Origin of the sequence: Schumannella sp. 10F1B-5-1, assembly GCF_006517535.1 — a bacterium.
Taxonomy (GTDB): domain Bacteria; phylum Actinomycetota; class Actinomycetes; order Actinomycetales; family Microbacteriaceae; genus Schumannella.
This window is the reverse complement of record NZ_VHQH01000039.1, coordinates 28,990-43,846: the sequence shown is the minus strand read 5'-3', so window position 1 is coordinate 43,846 and position 14,857 is coordinate 28,990. Positions and strand designations below refer to the sequence as shown.

The window sequence follows — 14,857 nt, the reverse complement described above, 5'->3', positions numbered from 1 at the left end:
AGGCCCGCATCCATTCCTCGGATGCGGGCCTCTCGTCGTGAGATCCGGCTACTTGAGCGACTTCTGCAGCAGCACCGTGCCGAGCCAGCGCCCGAACTTGAAGCCGACCTTGCCCATGTGGCCGATCTGCTTGAAGCCGAAGCGCTCGTGCATCGCGATCGAGGCGTCGGCGCCACGGTCGGCGATGACCGCGATGATCTCCTTGATCCCGGCCGCCTTCGACTGGGTGATGAGCTCGGCCAGCAGCACCTTGCCGAGGCCCTTGCCCGTGGATGCGGGCCGCAGGTAGATCGAGTTCTCGACCGTGAAGCGGTAGGCCGCCTTCGGCTTCCACGGGAAGACGTAGGCGTAGCCGATGAGCTGCTTCGACGGGGTCACGGCGACGATCCACGGGTAGCCCAGCTTGCGCACCGCGGCCAGTTTCGCCCGCATCTCCTTCAGGGTCTGCGGGTCCTCGTCGAAGGTGACCGTCGTGTTGGCGACGTAGTGGTTGTAGATCTCGAGCATGTCGGGAACGTCGCTCGCCTCGGCGGCGCGCAGCTCGTAGGAGAACTCCGGCTCGGCCGGAGCGGCCGGGCGCAGGTGCCGGGGCAGCTGACGGCGCGGGTTGTATTCCTCTTCGAGCATCCGCATCCCCTCGCCGGTCGGCCGAGCGCCGGGATGTCCGCGCGGCCGGCGTGATCAGGTGACGTCGCGGCGCCAGGTGGTGAGCGACCCCGCGATCGTGAGCACCGCGGCGATGCCGAGGAGCACGAGACCACCTTGCCACTGCTCGAGCGGATCCGCGGCTCCCCCGCTGATCGAGGTGAAGAGACTCGACCCGACCAGCGCGTCGCCGGCGGCGCCGGGCAGGAAGCGGCCGATCTCGGCCGTCCAGTCGGCGAAGGCCGACGCGACACGCAGGATCGGCTCGATGAACTGCGTGAAGGCGAGCACGACCACGATCACGACCACCTGATTCGGCAGCAGGGTGCCGAGTCCGACGCCGATCAGGCTCCAGAGCACCATCGCGAGCACGATGCGGCCGAGCAGCGCCCAGGTGTCGCCGTCGCCGAGTTCGGTGTCGATGCCGAACACCGCGAGCAGTCCGCCCCCGATTCCGACGGTCGCGACGAGGCCGACCAGCGCGAAGACGATGCCGACGACGACTCCCGCCGCGAGTTTGCCGACGAGCACCGAGGCGCGGCGCGGTGTCGCGAGCAGCGTCGGGGTGAGGGTCTGGAACCGGAACTCGGTCGTGACGGCCAGCGCTCCGACGAGAACCAGGAAGACGTAGCCGACCGAGGTCGCCAGGCTGTACACGAGCGGGGCGACGTCGATGCCGCCGGCCGCGAAGGGGCTGTTCTGCTGGTCGCTCGCGGCGCCCGCGATCGCGGCGAAGCCGCCGGCACTGACGCCGACATAGAGCAGCATCACGAGGGCGAGCAGCCAGGTCGAGCGCACGGTGCGCAGCTTGATCAGCTCGGAGCGGAAGGAGCGGAGCGCGCTCATCGGCGCACCTCCCCCGGGCCGTGAGCGGAGGGTCCGACCGCATCGCCCCCGGCCGCATGCGCCGCCGCCGGATCGGCGCCGACCAGGTGAAGGAAGACATCTTCGAGACCGTCGCGTTCGGGGGCGAGCAGGGTGAGCGGCACGCCGGCGCGGTGAGCGCGCAGGCCGATCTCGCCCGGCTCGAGCCCGGTGACGACGAAGCCGTCGGCCCCGGCTGCGACGACGGCGCCGGCGAGTGCCGCGCCGAGCGCCGGGCGGTCCGCCGCATCCACGCGCACCCGCGCACCGCCCCCGGCCGACATGGCGGCGAGGTCGCCCTGGTAGACGATGCGGCCGCGCGCGATGACGACCGCGCGGTCGACCGTCTGCTGCACCTCGCTCAGCAGGTGCGACGACACGAGCACCGTGCGGCCCTCGGCGGCGTAAGCGCGCAGCAGCTCGCGGATCCAGCGGATGCCCTCGGGGTCGAGGCCGTTGATGGGCTCGTCGAGCACGAGCACGCCCGGGTCGCCGAGCAGCGCGAAGGCGAGGCCGAGGCGCTGGCGCATGCCGAGCGAGAAGCCGCCGACGCGGCGCCGCGCCACCGAGTCGAGGCCGACCTTGACGAGCGCGGCGTCGGCGGAGGCGAGAGGCAGTCCGGCGGCCGCGGCCGCCACGCGCAGGTGGTCGCGCGCGCTGCGCCCGGCGTGGAAGCTCGAGGCCTCGAGCGCGGTGCCGACGACGCGCAGCGGGTCGGCGAGCTGAGCGTAGGGACGCCCGTCGAAGGTGGCGCTGCCGCTCGTCGGACGCACGAGGCCGAGCAGCGACCGCAGCGTCGTCGTCTTGCCCGCGCCGTTCGGGCCGAGGAAGCCCGTCACCACACCGGGCTCGACGCGGAAGCTCAGATCGTCGACGGCCGCGACGCCGCCGAAGCGCTTGGTCAGATGCGAGAACTCGATGACGGCGCCAGAGACCATGCTCCGAGTCAAGCATCGCTCAGGGTCGCGGCCCTGGGAATCCCGTGGGGATGAGGACGGGGTGACGCGGTCAGCCGGGGATGCGCCAGTCCACGGGCGCGGCGCCCTGCGCCTCGAGGGCCGCGTTCGCTCGGCTGAACGGCTTCGACCCGAAGAACCCCGACGATGCCGACAGCGGGCTGGGGTGCGCGGACGCGATGATCGGGGTGTCGCCGAGCATCGGCCGCAGCGTGCCCGCATCCCGGCCCCAGAGGATCGCCACGAGCGGCTGCGGTCGGGCGACGAGCGTCTGGATCGCCCGCTCGGTGACCGCCTCCCAGCCCTTGCCGCGGTGCGAGGCGGCCGAGCCGGCCCGCACCGTCAGCACGCGGTTGAGCAGCAGCACGCCCTGGTCGGCCCAGGCGGTGAGGTCGCCGTGCTCGGGCGTGGTCACGCCGAGATCGTCGCGCAGCTCGCGGTAGATGTTGCCGAGGCTGCGCGGGATCGGCCGCACGTCGCGGTCGACCGCGAACGACAGGCCGATGGGATGACCGGGCGTCGGATACGGGTCCTGCCCGACGATGAGCACGCGCACGGCGTCGAAGGGGCGGGTGAATGCCTTCAGCACGGCGTCGCCGGCCGGCAGGTAGCGCCGCCCGGCCGCCGTCTCGGCGCGCAGGAACTCCCCCATCTCGTGCACCCGCGACTCGACCGGGGCGAGCGCGCGCGCCCAGCCCGGGTCGACGAGCTCGGCGAGCGGCGCGGCGGTCACTCGCCTCCCCCGAGCGTCGCCACGGCGACGCCGTCGTCGGTCTCGACGATCTGCCAGACGTTGCCCGCCCCCGCCACGGCGAGCTCGTCGCCGACGATCAGCACCGTGCCCTCGTCGATCGCGACGCCGCCGGGAACCAGGCCGGCCTGGGTCGCCGCGACGAGCCGCGAGAGCGTGCCCCACTGGGCGGCGTGCACGTCGATCGCCAGGTCGACGAGGCCGAGCCCAGAGACGATCGTGACCTCCTCGAGGTCCTCCGCGGACTCGGAGGGGCAGACCGGGATGCCGTCGATGCGCCAGCCGCCGATGAGCGCGTGCTCGGCGGCGATCATCGCGCCGGCCGAGAAGCCGAGGTACGGCAGGCCGTCGGCCACGAGCAGCCGCACCTCGTCGTAGAGCGGTTCGAGGGCGTGGTGGTAGGCCGGAGTGAGACCGCCGCCGACCAGGAGGCCGTCGATATCCGAGAGCACCGAGCTCGGCAGCTGCTCCCCCTCGGCGACGACCGTGACGATCGGATCGCACGGGCCGACCGCCTCGAGCGCGGCGCGATAGGAACGGCGCACCTCGCCATCATCGGCGTCCTCCTCGGCCACGACGATCACGCCGAGCCGCGGCACCATGCGCGAGCTGCCCGCCGCGCGCGCCGACGCCTCGGCGATGAACCGCCCGTACACCTCGGGGTCGCCGGACTCGCGCCAGCCTCCGCCCACCAGATGGATGCTCACCCGGGCTCCTTCCGTCCGAGCCAGGCTATCGGCGCGGAGGGTGCGGCTGAGGTCTGCTCGGCCCTAGCATCCGTTCATGGTCACGACCCCGCCACCCGTCGCTCCCTCGCGCGGGCTGGGCGCGGTCACCTTCTCGCTCGTCGGGTTCCTGTTCCTGGTCGAGCTGGCGAGCGGCATCCTGCAGGGCTACTACGTGCCGTTGATCAGCGACATCGTGCGGCATCTCGGCATCCACGACGCCGACTTCAACTGGTTCGAGGCCGGCCAGCTGCTGCTCGCGGCCGCGACGGTGCCGCTGCTGGCGAAGCTGGGCGACATGTTCGGGCACCGCAAGCTGCTGCTCGGCTCGATCGCCGTCACCGCGCTCGCCGCGTGGGCGCTCGTGCTCGCGCAGGACTTCACGACCTTCCTCATCGCCTGGTCGCTGCAGGGCGTGGCGGCCGTCTGGCTGCCGCTGGAGGTCGCGCTGATCTTCGATCGCGGCCGGCGCACGGGCACGGCGGCGTCGGCCACCCGGCGCTCGGCCGGCCTGCTGGTGGTCGCCCTCGAGGTCGGCGCGATCGCCGGCGCGCTCGGCGGCGGGCGTCTGTTCTCGGCGCTCGGCGAGCAGGTCGCGCCGACGCTCGTCGCGCCGGCCGTCGTCGTCTCGCTGGTGTTCTTCGCGGTGCTGTTCGGCGTGCCCGAGTCGGAGCCGCTGCCGGGGCGCCGGCTCGACGGCGGCGGGTTCGCCCTGCTCGCGCTGAGCCTGATCCTCATCACGGGCGGGCTGACGTTCCTGCGGCTCAACGGGCCCGGCGCCTGGTGGGTCTGGGCGTGCATGCTGGCCGGCCTGCTCGTGCTGGTGCCGTGGGCGCGGCACGAGCTGCGGCATCCCGACCCCGGCATCGACCTGCGCACGCTCGGTCGCCGCGCGATGTGGCCGGTGCAGCTGACGGCCGGCCTGTTCGGCATCAGCGTGCTCGGCGCGCAGGTGCCGCTCTCGACCTACGCCGGCACCGATCCGGCGAACGGCTACGGGCTCGGGCTGGATGCGGGTGATCGCTCGATCGTGATCGGCATCTACCTCGTGGCGCTCATCGTCGGCGCCGCGGTCTTCGCCGCCCTCTCGCGCCGGGTGCGGCCGCGCTCGATGCTGCTCGTCGCCGCGCTGCTCGTCGCGGCGGGCTACCTGCTCTTCGTGCCCTTCCACCTGCAGCTCTGGCAGGTGCTGACGAACATGGTGATCGTGGGCCTCGGCGGCGGCGCGCTCGTGGCGGCCCTGCCCTCGGCGGCGGCTGCCGCGGCGCCGCGCGGGCAGACCGGGGTCGCGACCGGCCTGACGAACACGACCAAGACGATCGGCGGCAGCTTCGCCTCCAGCATCTTCGGCGTCGTGCTCGCGACGGGCGCCGGGGTCACGGTGGCCTCGCTCGCGGGCTATCTGACCGTCTGGATCGTCTGCGGGATCGGCGCCCTCGCTGCGTTCGGCGCGCTGCTGCTCGTGCCCCGCTCGGCCTTCTCCGACGCGGAGCAGCCGCCCGTGGCGACGCCGGCGGAACCGCACAGCCCCGCGGTGTGATCGCTCCGAATCCCTTGCCGCGACGCCGGTTCTGATCGAGGATCGGCCCACGCGTGTTCAAAGGAGAGCGCATGTTCCCGAGTCCCTTCGCCGACGAGCGCATCCCCGCCGTCAGCGTCTTCGACTACCTGTTCGCCGACGTGGCCGACGACGACCTCGACCGGGTCGCGCTGATCGACGGCCCGAGCGGCGCCGAGACGACCTACCGTCAGCTGATCGGCCAGGTGCTCGCGCTGGCCGGCGCCCTGGCGCAGGACGGCATCGGCGTCGGCGACGTCGTCGCTCTGCACTGCCCGAACAGTCCCGCCTTCGCGACGGCGTTCCACGGCATCCTGCGCTCGGGCGCGACGGCCACGACCGTGAACGCGCTGTTCACCGCCGAGGAGATCGTGAAGCAGCTGCGCGGCTCGGGGGCGCGACTGCTGCTGACCGTGTCGCCACTGCTCGAGGCGGCGCGCGCAGCCGCGCACGAGGCCGGACTCGAGGACGCGGCGATCGTCGTGCTCGACGGGGCCGAGGGGTTCCGCTCGCTGCGCGACCTGCTCGCCCTCGGCGCGCCGGCGCCCGAGGTCTCGTTCGACCCCGCGACGCACGTCGCGGTCATGCCCTACTCCTCGGGCACGACCGGCAACCCCAAGGGCGTCATGCTCAGCCACACGAACCTGGTGGCGAACGTGCAGCAGTGCGCGCCCGTGCTCGACATCCGCCGCGACGACCGCCTCCTGGCCGTGCTGCCCTTCTTCCACATCTACGGCATGACGGTGCTGCTCGACCTCGCCCTGAGCCGGCGCGCGGCGCTCGTCACGATGCCGCGCTTCGACTTCGTCCAGTTCCTCGAGCTGATCCAGAGCCAGCGGCTCACGTTCCTGTTCATCGCCCCGCCGATCGGCGTCGCGCTCGCCAAGCACCCGCTCGTCGACCAGTACGTCCTGAGCAGCGTGCGCGGGCTCATGTCCGGCGCCGCGCCCTTCGACACCGCGCTCGGCGAGGCCGTGCAGGCGCGCACCGGCGCCCGCGTGCAGCAGGGCTACGGCATGAGCGAGTCGAGCCCGGTGTCGCACGTCATCCCGCCCGACCGGCACGACATCCCGATCGGCTCGATCGGCGTGCCCATCGCCAACGTGCAGTGCAAGCTCATCGACGTCGAGACCGGCGACGAGATCACCGAGCTCGACGGCGACGACGGCCGGTCGCGGTCAGGCGAGCTATGGATGCGCGGCCCCAACATCATGCTCGGCTACCTCGGCGATCCGGAGGCGACCGCCGCGACCGTCGACGCCGAGGGCTACCTGCACACCGGCGACATCGCGCAGGTCGGACCGCTCGGCGAGTTCTACATCGTCGACCGGCTCAAAGAGCTCATCAAGTACAAGGGCTACCAGGTGCCGCCGGCCGAGCTCGAGGCGCTGCTGCTCACGCATCCCGAGATCAGCGACGCGGCCGTGGTCGGCGCCGCCGACGAGGAGGCCGGCGAGGTGCCGAAGGCCTTCGTGGTCAGGATCGAGGGCTCGACGCTCGACGAGCAGGCCGTCATGGACTTCACCGCCGAGCATGTCGCGCCCTACAAGCGGGTGCGACAGGTCGCCTTCATCGACGCCGTGCCGAAGTCGACGGCGGGCAAGATCCTGCGCAAGGAGCTGCGCGGGCGCTGAGGCACGAGCGGTCGGTGCGGCCGGGCGGCTCCCGCCGGTGCCGCCCGGCTCAGGCCTTTGGCGTCAGCGGCCCGCGCGCGACCTTGTGCGGCGCCGCCTGCGCGACCGGCTTGATCGTGACGACGTCGAGGTTGACGTGCCCGGGCAGCTCGATCGCGTGCACGATCGCCTCGGCGATGTCGTCGGCGCTCAGCGGGTTCTCGACGCCCTGGTAGACCGCGTCGGCGCGCTCCTGGTCGCCGGCGAAGCGCACGAGCGAGAAGTCGGTCTTGACCATGCCGGGGGCGATCTCGATCACGCGCAGCGGCTCGCCCGAGAGCTCCAGGCGCAGGGCGCCCATGAGCGCGTGCGCCGCGAACTTGGCCGCGTTGTACCCGCCGCCGCCCTCGTAGGGAACCTGCGCGGCGATCGAGGTGATGGTCAGGATGTCGGCGTTGCCGTGCTCGGCGGCGCCGGCTCGCAGCGACGGCAGCAGGGCGCCGATCAGCTGCTTCACCGCGATGACGTTGATCTCGAACATCGCGCGCCAGTCGGCCGCGTCGCCCGTCTCGACCGGGTCGAGGCCGAAGGCGCCGCCCGCGTTGTTCACGAGCGCGTCGAGGGGCCCGAGCGCCGCGATCTCGTCGGCGGCGCGCGCGAGGTCGGCGTCGGACGTGAGGTCGGCGACGATCGGGATGAGCCCGATCTCGGCGCGGAGCGCCTCGAGGCGATCGGCGCGGCGGGCGACGCCCACGACCTCCCAGCCGCTCGCGGCGAAGCGGCGTGCGGTCGCCTCCCCGATACCCGAACTGGCTCCCGTCACGACCACGCGCTTCGTCATGCCTCAACGCTAGTCGGACGCGGGCGGTGAGGATGCCCGGAGGCCGCGCCGCTACGCTGACCCTCGATGACGACCACCGCCGACGCATCCGCGCCCGCCGCCGCCCCGAAGCCCAAGGTGCGCATCCCGCTCTGGGACAACGCCCGATGGGCCTCCGTCACGCTCGTCGTCATCGGCCACGCGATCCAGCGCCAGACGGCCGACTCCGACCACGCGCTGATGCTCTACCTGTTCATCTACGCGTTCCACATGCCGGCGTTCGCGATCATCAGCGGCTACTTCGCCAAGGCCGAGCCGCCGAGCGGGCGGCAGATGCGCCGGCTGATCGGCGATCTGCTCGTGCCGTACGTCGTCATGCAGGCGATCTGGACCCTCGTGCAGTGGCTCGTCGAGGGCAAGGAGAGCATCAACCCCACGCAGCCGCTGTGGACGCTCTGGTTCCTGCTGGCGCTCGCGATCTTCCGCGTCGTGCTGCCGTATCTCGTGCAGCTGCGCTGGCCGATGCTCTGGGCGACCGCCTTCGCCGTCTTCGTCGGCTACTTCGACAACGTCGACTCCACGTTCTCGCTCTCGCGGGCCATCGGCATCGCCCCGTTCTTCCTGCTCGGCTGGTACCTGCGCAAGTGGCCGCTCGTCGACTGGTGGCGCCGCGCATCCAGCACCGTGGTCTGGGGCATCCGGGCTCTCGCGGCCGGGGTCTTCGCCGCGTGGTTCGCCGTGGTCGTCGTCAACATCGCGCCGTTCCGCGACTTCGACCTGCGGTTCTGGTTCTTCTACGACGACTCGTTCTCGGGCCTCGGCGAGGAGGAGTGGTGGTCGGGCCTGCTGCGTTTCGGCCTCATGCTCTTCGCCGTGCTGCTGTCGGCGTGCTTCTTCGCGTGGATGCCGCGGCGCGAGACCTGGTTCACCGGCTTCGGGCAGGCGACGATGTACATCTACCTGCTGCACTCGTTCATCCTGTATCCGATCCGCGAGACCGGCATCCTGAAGGACGAGCACGCCTCGGCGACCTGGCTCGTCAGCATGGTGCTCGCGTCGATCGCGATCTCGATGCTGCTCGCGAGCCCGTTCATCCGACGGGTCTTCCGACCGATCATCGAGCCGCGGATCGACTGGCTGTTCCGCGAGCGCGACACCCGTCCTCCGGGGCGTCCGCGCACCGACCCGACCGGCTCCCGGCGCCGCTGACGCGCGACGCCGCGCCACGCCGCGGCGCTGGCATGTGCCCCGCCGAGTCGGCACGGTTACGCCGCGTGTCGGGGCGCGTTGACCCGTGCCGACGACGTTCGTAGCCTCATCCCCAACCGGGCGCCCGAGCCCGGCCGGCGCGCACACCGCGCCGGGACCCACCGCGCCGAGACAGGGAGCATCATGACCGACTGGCGATTCGAGACCCGACAGGTGCACTCCGGGGCGGCGCCCGACCCGGTCACCAACGCCCGGGCCACCCCGATCTACAAGACGACCTCCTACGTCTTCAACAGCGCCGACCACGCGAAGAACCTGTTCGCGCTGGCCGAGTTCGGCAACATCTACACCCGCATCAACAACCCGACGCAGGACGTGCTCGAGCAGCGCATCGCCGCGCTCGAGGGCGGCACCGCCGCGCTCGCCGTCGCGTCCGGCTCGGCGGCGATCAACTACGCGATCCTGAACATCGCGGGCGCCGGCGACCACATCGTCTCGTCGTCGTCGATCTACGGCGGCACCTACAACCTCTTCAAGTACACCTTCGCCAAGCTCGGCATCGACGTGACCTTCGTCGAGAACCAGGACGACCTCGAGGAGTGGAAGGCCGCCGTGCGGCCCAACACGAAGGCGTTCTTCGCCGAGACGATCGGCAACCCGCGCATCAACGTGCTCGACATCGAGGCCGTCGCCGGGGTCGCCCACGCCGCCGAGGTGCCGCTCATCGTCGACAACACCATCGCGACGCCCTACCTGATCCGCCCCTTCGAGCACGGCGCCGACATCGTCGTGCACTCGGCCACCAAGTTCCTCGGCGGCCACGGCACGGTCATCGCGGGTGTCATCGTCGACGGCGGCAGCTTCGCCTGGAGCCAGCACGTCGACAAGTTCCCCGGACTGACCGAGCCCGACCCCTCGTACCACGGCGCCAGCTACACCTCGGTGCTCGGCGACGGCATCGCCTTCGTCATCAAGGCGCGCGTGCAGCTGCTGCGCGACACCGGCTCGTCGCTGTCGCCCGACAGCGCCTTCACGGTGCTGCAGGGCGTCGAGACGCTCAGCCTGCGCATCGAGCGCCACACCGCGAACGCCCTGGCGATCGCCGAGTGGCTCGAGCAGCACCCCGACATCGCGAGCGTCAACTACTCGGGTCTGCCGTCGAGCCCCTGGCACGCCGCGGCCCAGAAGTACGCCCCGCTCGGCGTCGGCGCGGTCGTCAGCTTCGAGCTGAAGGGCGGTGTGGATGCGGGCCGCGCGCTCGTCGAGAGCGTCAAGCTGTTCAGCCACCTCGCCAACATCGGCGACGTGCGCAGCCTGATCATCCACCCCGCGTCGACGACGCACTCGCAGCTCACGCCCGAGCAGCAGCTCACGACCGGCGTCACGCCGGGCCTCGTGCGCCTCTCGGTGGGCATCGAGAACGTCGAGGACCTCAAGGCCGACCTCGAGGCCGGCTTCGCCGCCGCGCGCGCCGTCTCGGCGCAGGCGACCGCGGGAGCCTGAGCCGGCCGCGTCGATCACGCGCCCGAGAAGGGGGAGGCCGATCGGCCTCCCCCTTCGTCGTCCTCGCGGGTCGCAGGGCGCCCGTCGGCGGAGCCCGACCCCCGCCGACGCCCGGCGACGTAACAGAGCGCGGGTGACCCCACCGCATCCGGGAGAATGACGACGTGGACTGGCAGACCCCCGAAGACGCCGTCCCCTCCGCCTTCGTCACCGACGCGAACCGGCGGGCCCTGATCGGAGCCCCGCCCGCCTCGGGCGCCTGGCGCGACGGGGACGACCCCGGCGACCGCCGATTCACCGGCATCGGCCCGCTCGATCTCGAGCGCGGCGGCCACCTGCCGCACGTGACGGTCGCCTGGGAGAGCTGGGGCGAGCTGAACGCCGACGGCAGCAACGCCGTGCTCGTGCTGCACGCGCTGACCGGCGACAGCCACGTCATCGGATCGGCCGGCGCGGGTCACGCCACGGGCGGCTGGTGGTCGGGCGTCGTCGGCGCGGGGCTCGCGCTCGACCCGGCCGAGTGGTTCATCGTCGCGCCGAACATGCTCGGCGGCTGCCAGGGCACGACCGGCCCCGCGTCGTTCGGGCCGGACGGGCGCGAATGGGGTCCGCGCTTCCCCTACGTCACGATCCGCGATCAGGTCGAGGTGCAGCGCCGCCTCGCCGACGAGCTCGGCATCGACCGCTGGGCGCTCGTCGTGGGCGGTTCGATGGGCGGGATGCACGCCCTCGAGTGGGCGATCGAGCATCCCGAGCGCGTCGAGCGCCTGGCGGTGCTGGCCGCGCCGCCGCTGTCGGGCGCCGACCAGATCGCGCTCAACTCGGTGCAGTCCGAGGCGATCCGCATGGACCCGGCCTTCGCCGACGGCGACTACTACGACCGCGCCGACGGCGCCGGCCCGCATCACGGCCTCGCGCTCGCCCGACGCATGGCGCTGCTCAACTACCGCTCGCCGACCGAGCTCGACGACCGCTTCGAGCGCAGCTGGCAGTCGGGCATCAGCCCCCTGGGCGGCGGCGGCGTGTTCGCGGTCGAGAGCTACCTCGGCTTCCACGGCAACAAGTTCACGCGCCGCTTCGACGCGAACAGCTACCTGGTGCTGGTGGATGCGATGAACTCGCACGACGTCGGCCGCGACCGCGGCGGGGTCGCCGCGGCGCTCGGCCGGGTCACGGCGCGCACGCTCGTGCTCGGCGTCGACACGGATCGGCTGTTCCCGCTGAGCGGGCAGCGCGTGATCGCGCGCCACGTGCCGGGCAACATCGACGGCGATGCGGCGGTGGAGCTCGTGTCGCCCTACGGACACGACGCGTTCCTCATCGAGTTCGAGCGCGTGGGAGCCGAGATCGCGCGGCTGCTCGCGGCCTGAGCGGCGCATCCGGGGCATTCGGCGCATCCAGATCGACCGGCGCATCCGGCGCACTCAGGTCGACCGGCGCATCCGGCCGTTAACGGAATCGAGGGCCGCGTCCCCCGACGCGGCCCTCCGTGATTCCCCCGGTGCCGCTCATCCCCCGATGTGCGGCGTCCGAACCGATTCCGCATCCCCCGATGCGGGTCGACGCGCATCCCCCGATGCGGGATGTCGACCTCGGTCCGGTCAAGCGTGGCTTCCGATCTGAAGAAGATCGGCCCCCTCTTACCGAGAGCAACGCTAACGGCACGCCGCACCCGCGTGGCACCCCCATAAACGGGGACAGTCTGGGAGGATCAGGCGCGCACATTGAGGAGGATTCACCGGCGTGGAACTGATGACGCGGGAACGCGACGGTCTGCTGCAGCGGATCGCGCGGATCTACGGGCTCGGCTTCGCCGTCGTCGCGCTCCTGTGCCTGGCGGGCGGCGTCCCGCTGACGTCGCTGGCCGTCGCCGCCGTGCCGTTCCTCGTCCTGGTGGTCGCGCTCTGGCGCGTGGGAGCGAGCCGCTCGCCCCTCTGGGTCATCCTGGCGGTGCTCGGCGGCGCCGGCGTGATCGTCGCCCTGGTGGCCGCGGGCGATGTCGAGACCGTGCCCGGCGCCATCGCCGCCGCGACCTCGATCGCCGCCGGCGCGACCGCGAGCGTCGCGCTCACTCTGACGTCCTCCCCCGGTCGCATCGTGCTCCTCGTGCTGAGCTTCGCCGCGATCGCCGGCACGATCGCCGTCTTCGCGGGCTCGCTCGGCACGACCGAGGTCTTCCTGTTCCGTCTGATCGGGCCCGTGCTGCTCGGCTGGGCCGTCACCTCCTTCGTCGCGGTGTGGCTGAGCGCCGGGCTCCCCCGCGTCTCGCGCCGCATCGCCAGCATCGGCCGCGCGCACCGCGCCGAGCGGCAGGCGAGCGAGACCGAGGCCCAGCGCCGCCAGGGCGCCCGTCTGCTGCACGACACCGTGCTCGCCACGCTGACGCTGCTCGCCCACTCCGGCGTCGGCGTCTCGGAGGACGCCCTGCGCGAGCAGGCCGCCGGCGACGCCAAGCTGCTGCGCCAGCTGCGGCTCGGGCAGACGCCCGCGCCCGCCAGCGCCGGCGTCTACAACCTCACGCCCGTCGAGCAGACCGAGCTCGGCACGACGCTCGAGTCGGTCAAGTCGCGCTTCGGCCGGATGGGGCTCGAGGTCACCTGGCACGGCACCGGCCAGCTGCTGCTGCCCAGCCATATCCTCGACGCCTTCCTGCTGGCCCTCGCCGAGTGCCTCGAGAACGTGCGCCGTCACTCCGGCGTGACCCAGGCGCACGTCACGATCACCGAGGATGCGACGTCGGTGCGCGCGATGGTCACCGATCAGGGCGTCGGCTTCGACATCGCCGACGTCGGCGAGGCGAAGCTCGGGTTCGCCGAGTCGGTCGTCGCCCGTCTGCGCGACGTCGGCGGCAACGCCCGCCTGTTCTCGGCCCCGGGAGCGGGCACCACGGTCGTGCTGGAGGTGCCGCGATGAGCCCGCGCATGAAGCGCACCGGCGGCGGCACCGCGGCCGGGGCGAACGGCATCGAGAGCATCGTCCCCGAGGAGAACACCCTCGGCATCGTGGTCGGCCGCGCCGGCCGAGCCGTCGTCGGCACCGCCCGCCGGCTCACCCGCCCCGGGTCGCCGCACCGCGCGAGTCTCGGCACGACCTTCCTCGGCTTCGGCGCCGCGGTCGTCGTGGGGCTGCGCTCGGTCTACGGCCTCACCGAGTTCCTCGGCTCGTGGGGCGACTACCCGCAGCCGGTCATCGCCCTGCTGGCGTGGATCGTGCTGCTCACCTCCTTCGCCGCGGTCATCGTGATCGAGCGGGTCGTCGGCGACCGGCTGCCGGCCTGGGGCTTCGGCATCTTCCTGGCGGGTCTCGGCGCGGCCGTCGCGCTCGACGTCACCGCGACCTGGGGCTTCGGCGACCTCGGCGGTCACGCGACCGCCGCGGCCGTCGCCGGCATGGGGATGCTGCTGATCGTCACCCTGCGCGGCCGCGCCGAGGTCATCACGGCCACCGCCGTGCTCGCGATCGTGCTGATCGCCGCCGTCTTCCTCGGCACGCCCGTGACGGCCGCGAACTGGCCCGATCAGGTGTACCTCATCGCGGGAACCGTTCTGCCGGCGGTGATCGGCATCGCGATCGTCGAGGGGTTCCGCGAGATGGTGCAGACCGAGCTCGACCGCTCGCTCGTGCAGAGCACCGTGTCCGCGCCCCGCTTCGCGGTCGGCATGCTCGCCTCCGAGGAGCTCGCCCGCCTCGACCTCGCCGCCGAGGAGCTGCTCGACGGCGTCGCCGAAGGGCGCACGAACCTGCCGCTCAGCCCGCGCTCCGCCTCGGTCGCCGCCTCGCTCGCGACCGAGCTGCGCCTGCACCTGATCGAGGGCCGCCGCGAGACCTGGCTCTACCACGCGGTCAGCGAGTCCGAGCTGCTCGGCCGCGCCGTGACCCTGATCGACAAGTCCGGTCTGGCGGGTCTTCTCGACGCCGCGCAGCGCGACGGACTGCTCGCCGCGACCTGGCTGCTCGTCAACGACACGACCAAGGCGACCGCCCGCTCGCTCACGATCGAGATCGGCCCCGTCGTCGGCGGCGCGTCGACGATCGAGGGCAAGATCTCGGTGCCGATCGTGCTCACCTCGTCGGGTGTTCCGCGCAATCGTGTGGATCCGTCGATCTGGGACGCCCTCGGCCGAGTGGGGCGATACTCTGACAGCACTCAGGATTCGAGCCTGCGGGTCGACATCGACTGCCTGGTCGACAACCCGGCGGAGCACTGAGGTCC

General features: G+C 72.2%; 13 protein-coding genes. 7 read left to right on the top strand and 6 right to left on the bottom strand.

The window, feature by feature from the left end; translation table 11 throughout:
• Window positions 1-48 precede the first annotated feature (48 nt).
• From FJ658_RS10945 to FJ658_RS10925, 5 genes are all read right to left on the bottom strand, one after another.
• The gene (locus tag FJ658_RS10945; RefSeq protein WP_141145429.1) at window positions 49-627 is read right to left on the bottom strand and encodes a GNAT family N-acetyltransferase; all 579 of its coding nucleotides are present in this window, start codon (window positions 625-627) and stop codon (window positions 49-51) included.
• Window positions 628-681: 54 nt separating this feature from the next.
• Complete coding sequence (locus FJ658_RS10940) at window positions 682-1,491, bottom strand: ABC transporter permease (protein WP_141145428.1); 810 nt, start codon at window positions 1,489-1,491, stop codon at window positions 682-684.
• Complete coding sequence (locus tag FJ658_RS10935) at window positions 1,488-2,447, bottom strand: ATP-binding cassette domain-containing protein (protein ID WP_141145427.1); 960 nt, start codon at window positions 2,445-2,447, stop codon at window positions 1,488-1,490. The genes FJ658_RS10940 and FJ658_RS10935 overlap by 4 nt, the downstream gene beginning before the upstream one ends.
• 70 nt (window positions 2,448-2,517) lie before the next feature.
• Window positions 2,518-3,198 carry a uracil-DNA glycosylase gene (locus FJ658_RS10930; protein ID WP_141145426.1) on the bottom strand — a complete coding sequence of 227 codons (681 nt, stop codon included), beginning with the start codon at window positions 3,196-3,198 and terminating at the stop codon, window positions 2,518-2,520.
• Complete coding sequence (locus FJ658_RS10925) at window positions 3,195-3,923, bottom strand: Type 1 glutamine amidotransferase-like domain-containing protein (RefSeq protein WP_255447684.1); 729 nt, start codon at window positions 3,921-3,923, stop codon at window positions 3,195-3,197. Before FJ658_RS10925 ends, FJ658_RS10930 begins: the two co-directional genes overlap by 4 nt.
• Window positions 3,924-3,999: 76 nt before the next feature.
• Here FJ658_RS10925 and FJ658_RS10920 point away from each other — a divergent pair, with 76 nt between their 5' ends.
• Both FJ658_RS10920 and FJ658_RS10915 read left to right on the top strand, forming a co-directional pair.
• Window positions 4,000-5,481 (top strand): MFS transporter, encoded by a 1,482-nt coding sequence (locus FJ658_RS10920; protein WP_141145425.1) that lies wholly within the window; start codon window positions 4,000-4,002, stop codon window positions 5,479-5,481.
• Window positions 5,482-5,552: 71 nt separating this feature from the next.
• Window positions 5,553-7,133, top strand: coding sequence for an AMP-binding protein (locus FJ658_RS10915; RefSeq protein WP_141145424.1), 1,581 nt, complete (start codon window positions 5,553-5,555; stop codon window positions 7,131-7,133).
• Window positions 7,134-7,182: 49 nt separating this feature from the next.
• Here FJ658_RS10915 and FJ658_RS10910 read toward each other — a convergent pair whose 3' ends face one another.
• The gene (locus tag FJ658_RS10910; protein WP_181408427.1) at window positions 7,183-7,953 is read right to left on the bottom strand and encodes an SDR family oxidoreductase; all 771 of its coding nucleotides are present in this window, start codon (window positions 7,951-7,953) and stop codon (window positions 7,183-7,185) included.
• 66 nt (window positions 7,954-8,019) lie between these two features.
• Here FJ658_RS10910 and FJ658_RS10905 point away from each other — a divergent pair, with 66 nt between their 5' ends.
• From FJ658_RS10905 to FJ658_RS10885, 5 genes are all read left to right on the top strand, one after another.
• Complete coding sequence (locus FJ658_RS10905; protein WP_141145423.1) at window positions 8,020-9,141, top strand: acyltransferase family protein; 1,122 nt, start codon at window positions 8,020-8,022, stop codon at window positions 9,139-9,141.
• A gap of 183 nt (window positions 9,142-9,324) precedes the next feature.
• On the top strand, window positions 9,325-10,644 hold the full coding sequence (locus FJ658_RS10900) for a bifunctional o-acetylhomoserine/o-acetylserine sulfhydrylase (RefSeq protein WP_141145422.1): 1,320 nt from the start codon (window positions 9,325-9,327) through the stop codon (window positions 10,642-10,644).
• A gap of 164 nt (window positions 10,645-10,808) precedes the next feature.
• Window positions 10,809-12,014 carry a homoserine O-acetyltransferase gene (locus FJ658_RS10895; protein ID WP_141145421.1) on the top strand — a complete coding sequence of 402 codons (1,206 nt, stop codon included), beginning with the start codon at window positions 10,809-10,811 and terminating at the stop codon, window positions 12,012-12,014.
• A 382-nt stretch (window positions 12,015-12,396) separates the two neighbouring features.
• Window positions 12,397-13,557: a sensor histidine kinase gene (locus tag FJ658_RS10890; RefSeq protein WP_255447725.1), complete on the top strand. Its 1,161-nt coding sequence runs from the start codon at window positions 12,397-12,399 to the stop codon at window positions 13,555-13,557.
• An 8-nt stretch (window positions 13,558-13,565) separates the two neighbouring features.
• Window positions 13,566-14,852, top strand: coding sequence for a hypothetical protein (locus FJ658_RS10885; RefSeq protein ID WP_141145419.1), 1,287 nt, complete (start codon window positions 13,566-13,568; stop codon window positions 14,850-14,852).
• Window positions 14,853-14,857 lie beyond the last annotated feature (5 nt).

What these genes read in the sequence shown, in the direction of transcription:
- FJ658_RS10890 (WP_255447725.1), top strand. Translation starts at nt 12,397, where the DNA reads ATGACGCGGGAACGCGACGGTCTGCTGCAGCGGATCGCGCGGATCTAC.
- FJ658_RS10940 (WP_141145428.1), bottom strand. Translation starts at nt 1,491, where the DNA reads ATGAGCGCGCTCCGCTCCTTCCGCTCCGAGCTGATCAAGCTGCGCACC.
- FJ658_RS10915 (WP_141145424.1), top strand. Translation starts at nt 5,553, where the DNA reads ATGTTCCCGAGTCCCTTCGCCGACGAGCGCATCCCCGCCGTCAGCGTC.
- FJ658_RS10945 (WP_141145429.1), bottom strand. Translation starts at nt 627, where the DNA reads ATGCTCGAAGAGGAATACAACCCGCGCCGTCAGCTGCCCCGGCACCTG.
- FJ658_RS10910 (WP_181408427.1), bottom strand. Translation starts at nt 7,953, where the DNA reads ATGACGAAGCGCGTGGTCGTGACGGGAGCCAGTTCGGGTATCGGGGAG.
- FJ658_RS10935 (WP_141145427.1), bottom strand. Translation starts at nt 2,447, where the DNA reads ATGGTCTCTGGCGCCGTCATCGAGTTCTCGCATCTGACCAAGCGCTTC.
- FJ658_RS10885 (WP_141145419.1), top strand. Translation starts at nt 13,566, where the DNA reads ATGAAGCGCACCGGCGGCGGCACCGCGGCCGGGGCGAACGGCATCGAG.
- FJ658_RS10920 (WP_141145425.1), top strand. Translation starts at nt 4,000, where the DNA reads ATGGTCACGACCCCGCCACCCGTCGCTCCCTCGCGCGGGCTGGGCGCG.
- FJ658_RS10905 (WP_141145423.1), top strand. Translation starts at nt 8,020, where the DNA reads ATGACGACCACCGCCGACGCATCCGCGCCCGCCGCCGCCCCGAAGCCC.
- FJ658_RS10900 (WP_141145422.1), top strand. Translation starts at nt 9,325, where the DNA reads ATGACCGACTGGCGATTCGAGACCCGACAGGTGCACTCCGGGGCGGCG.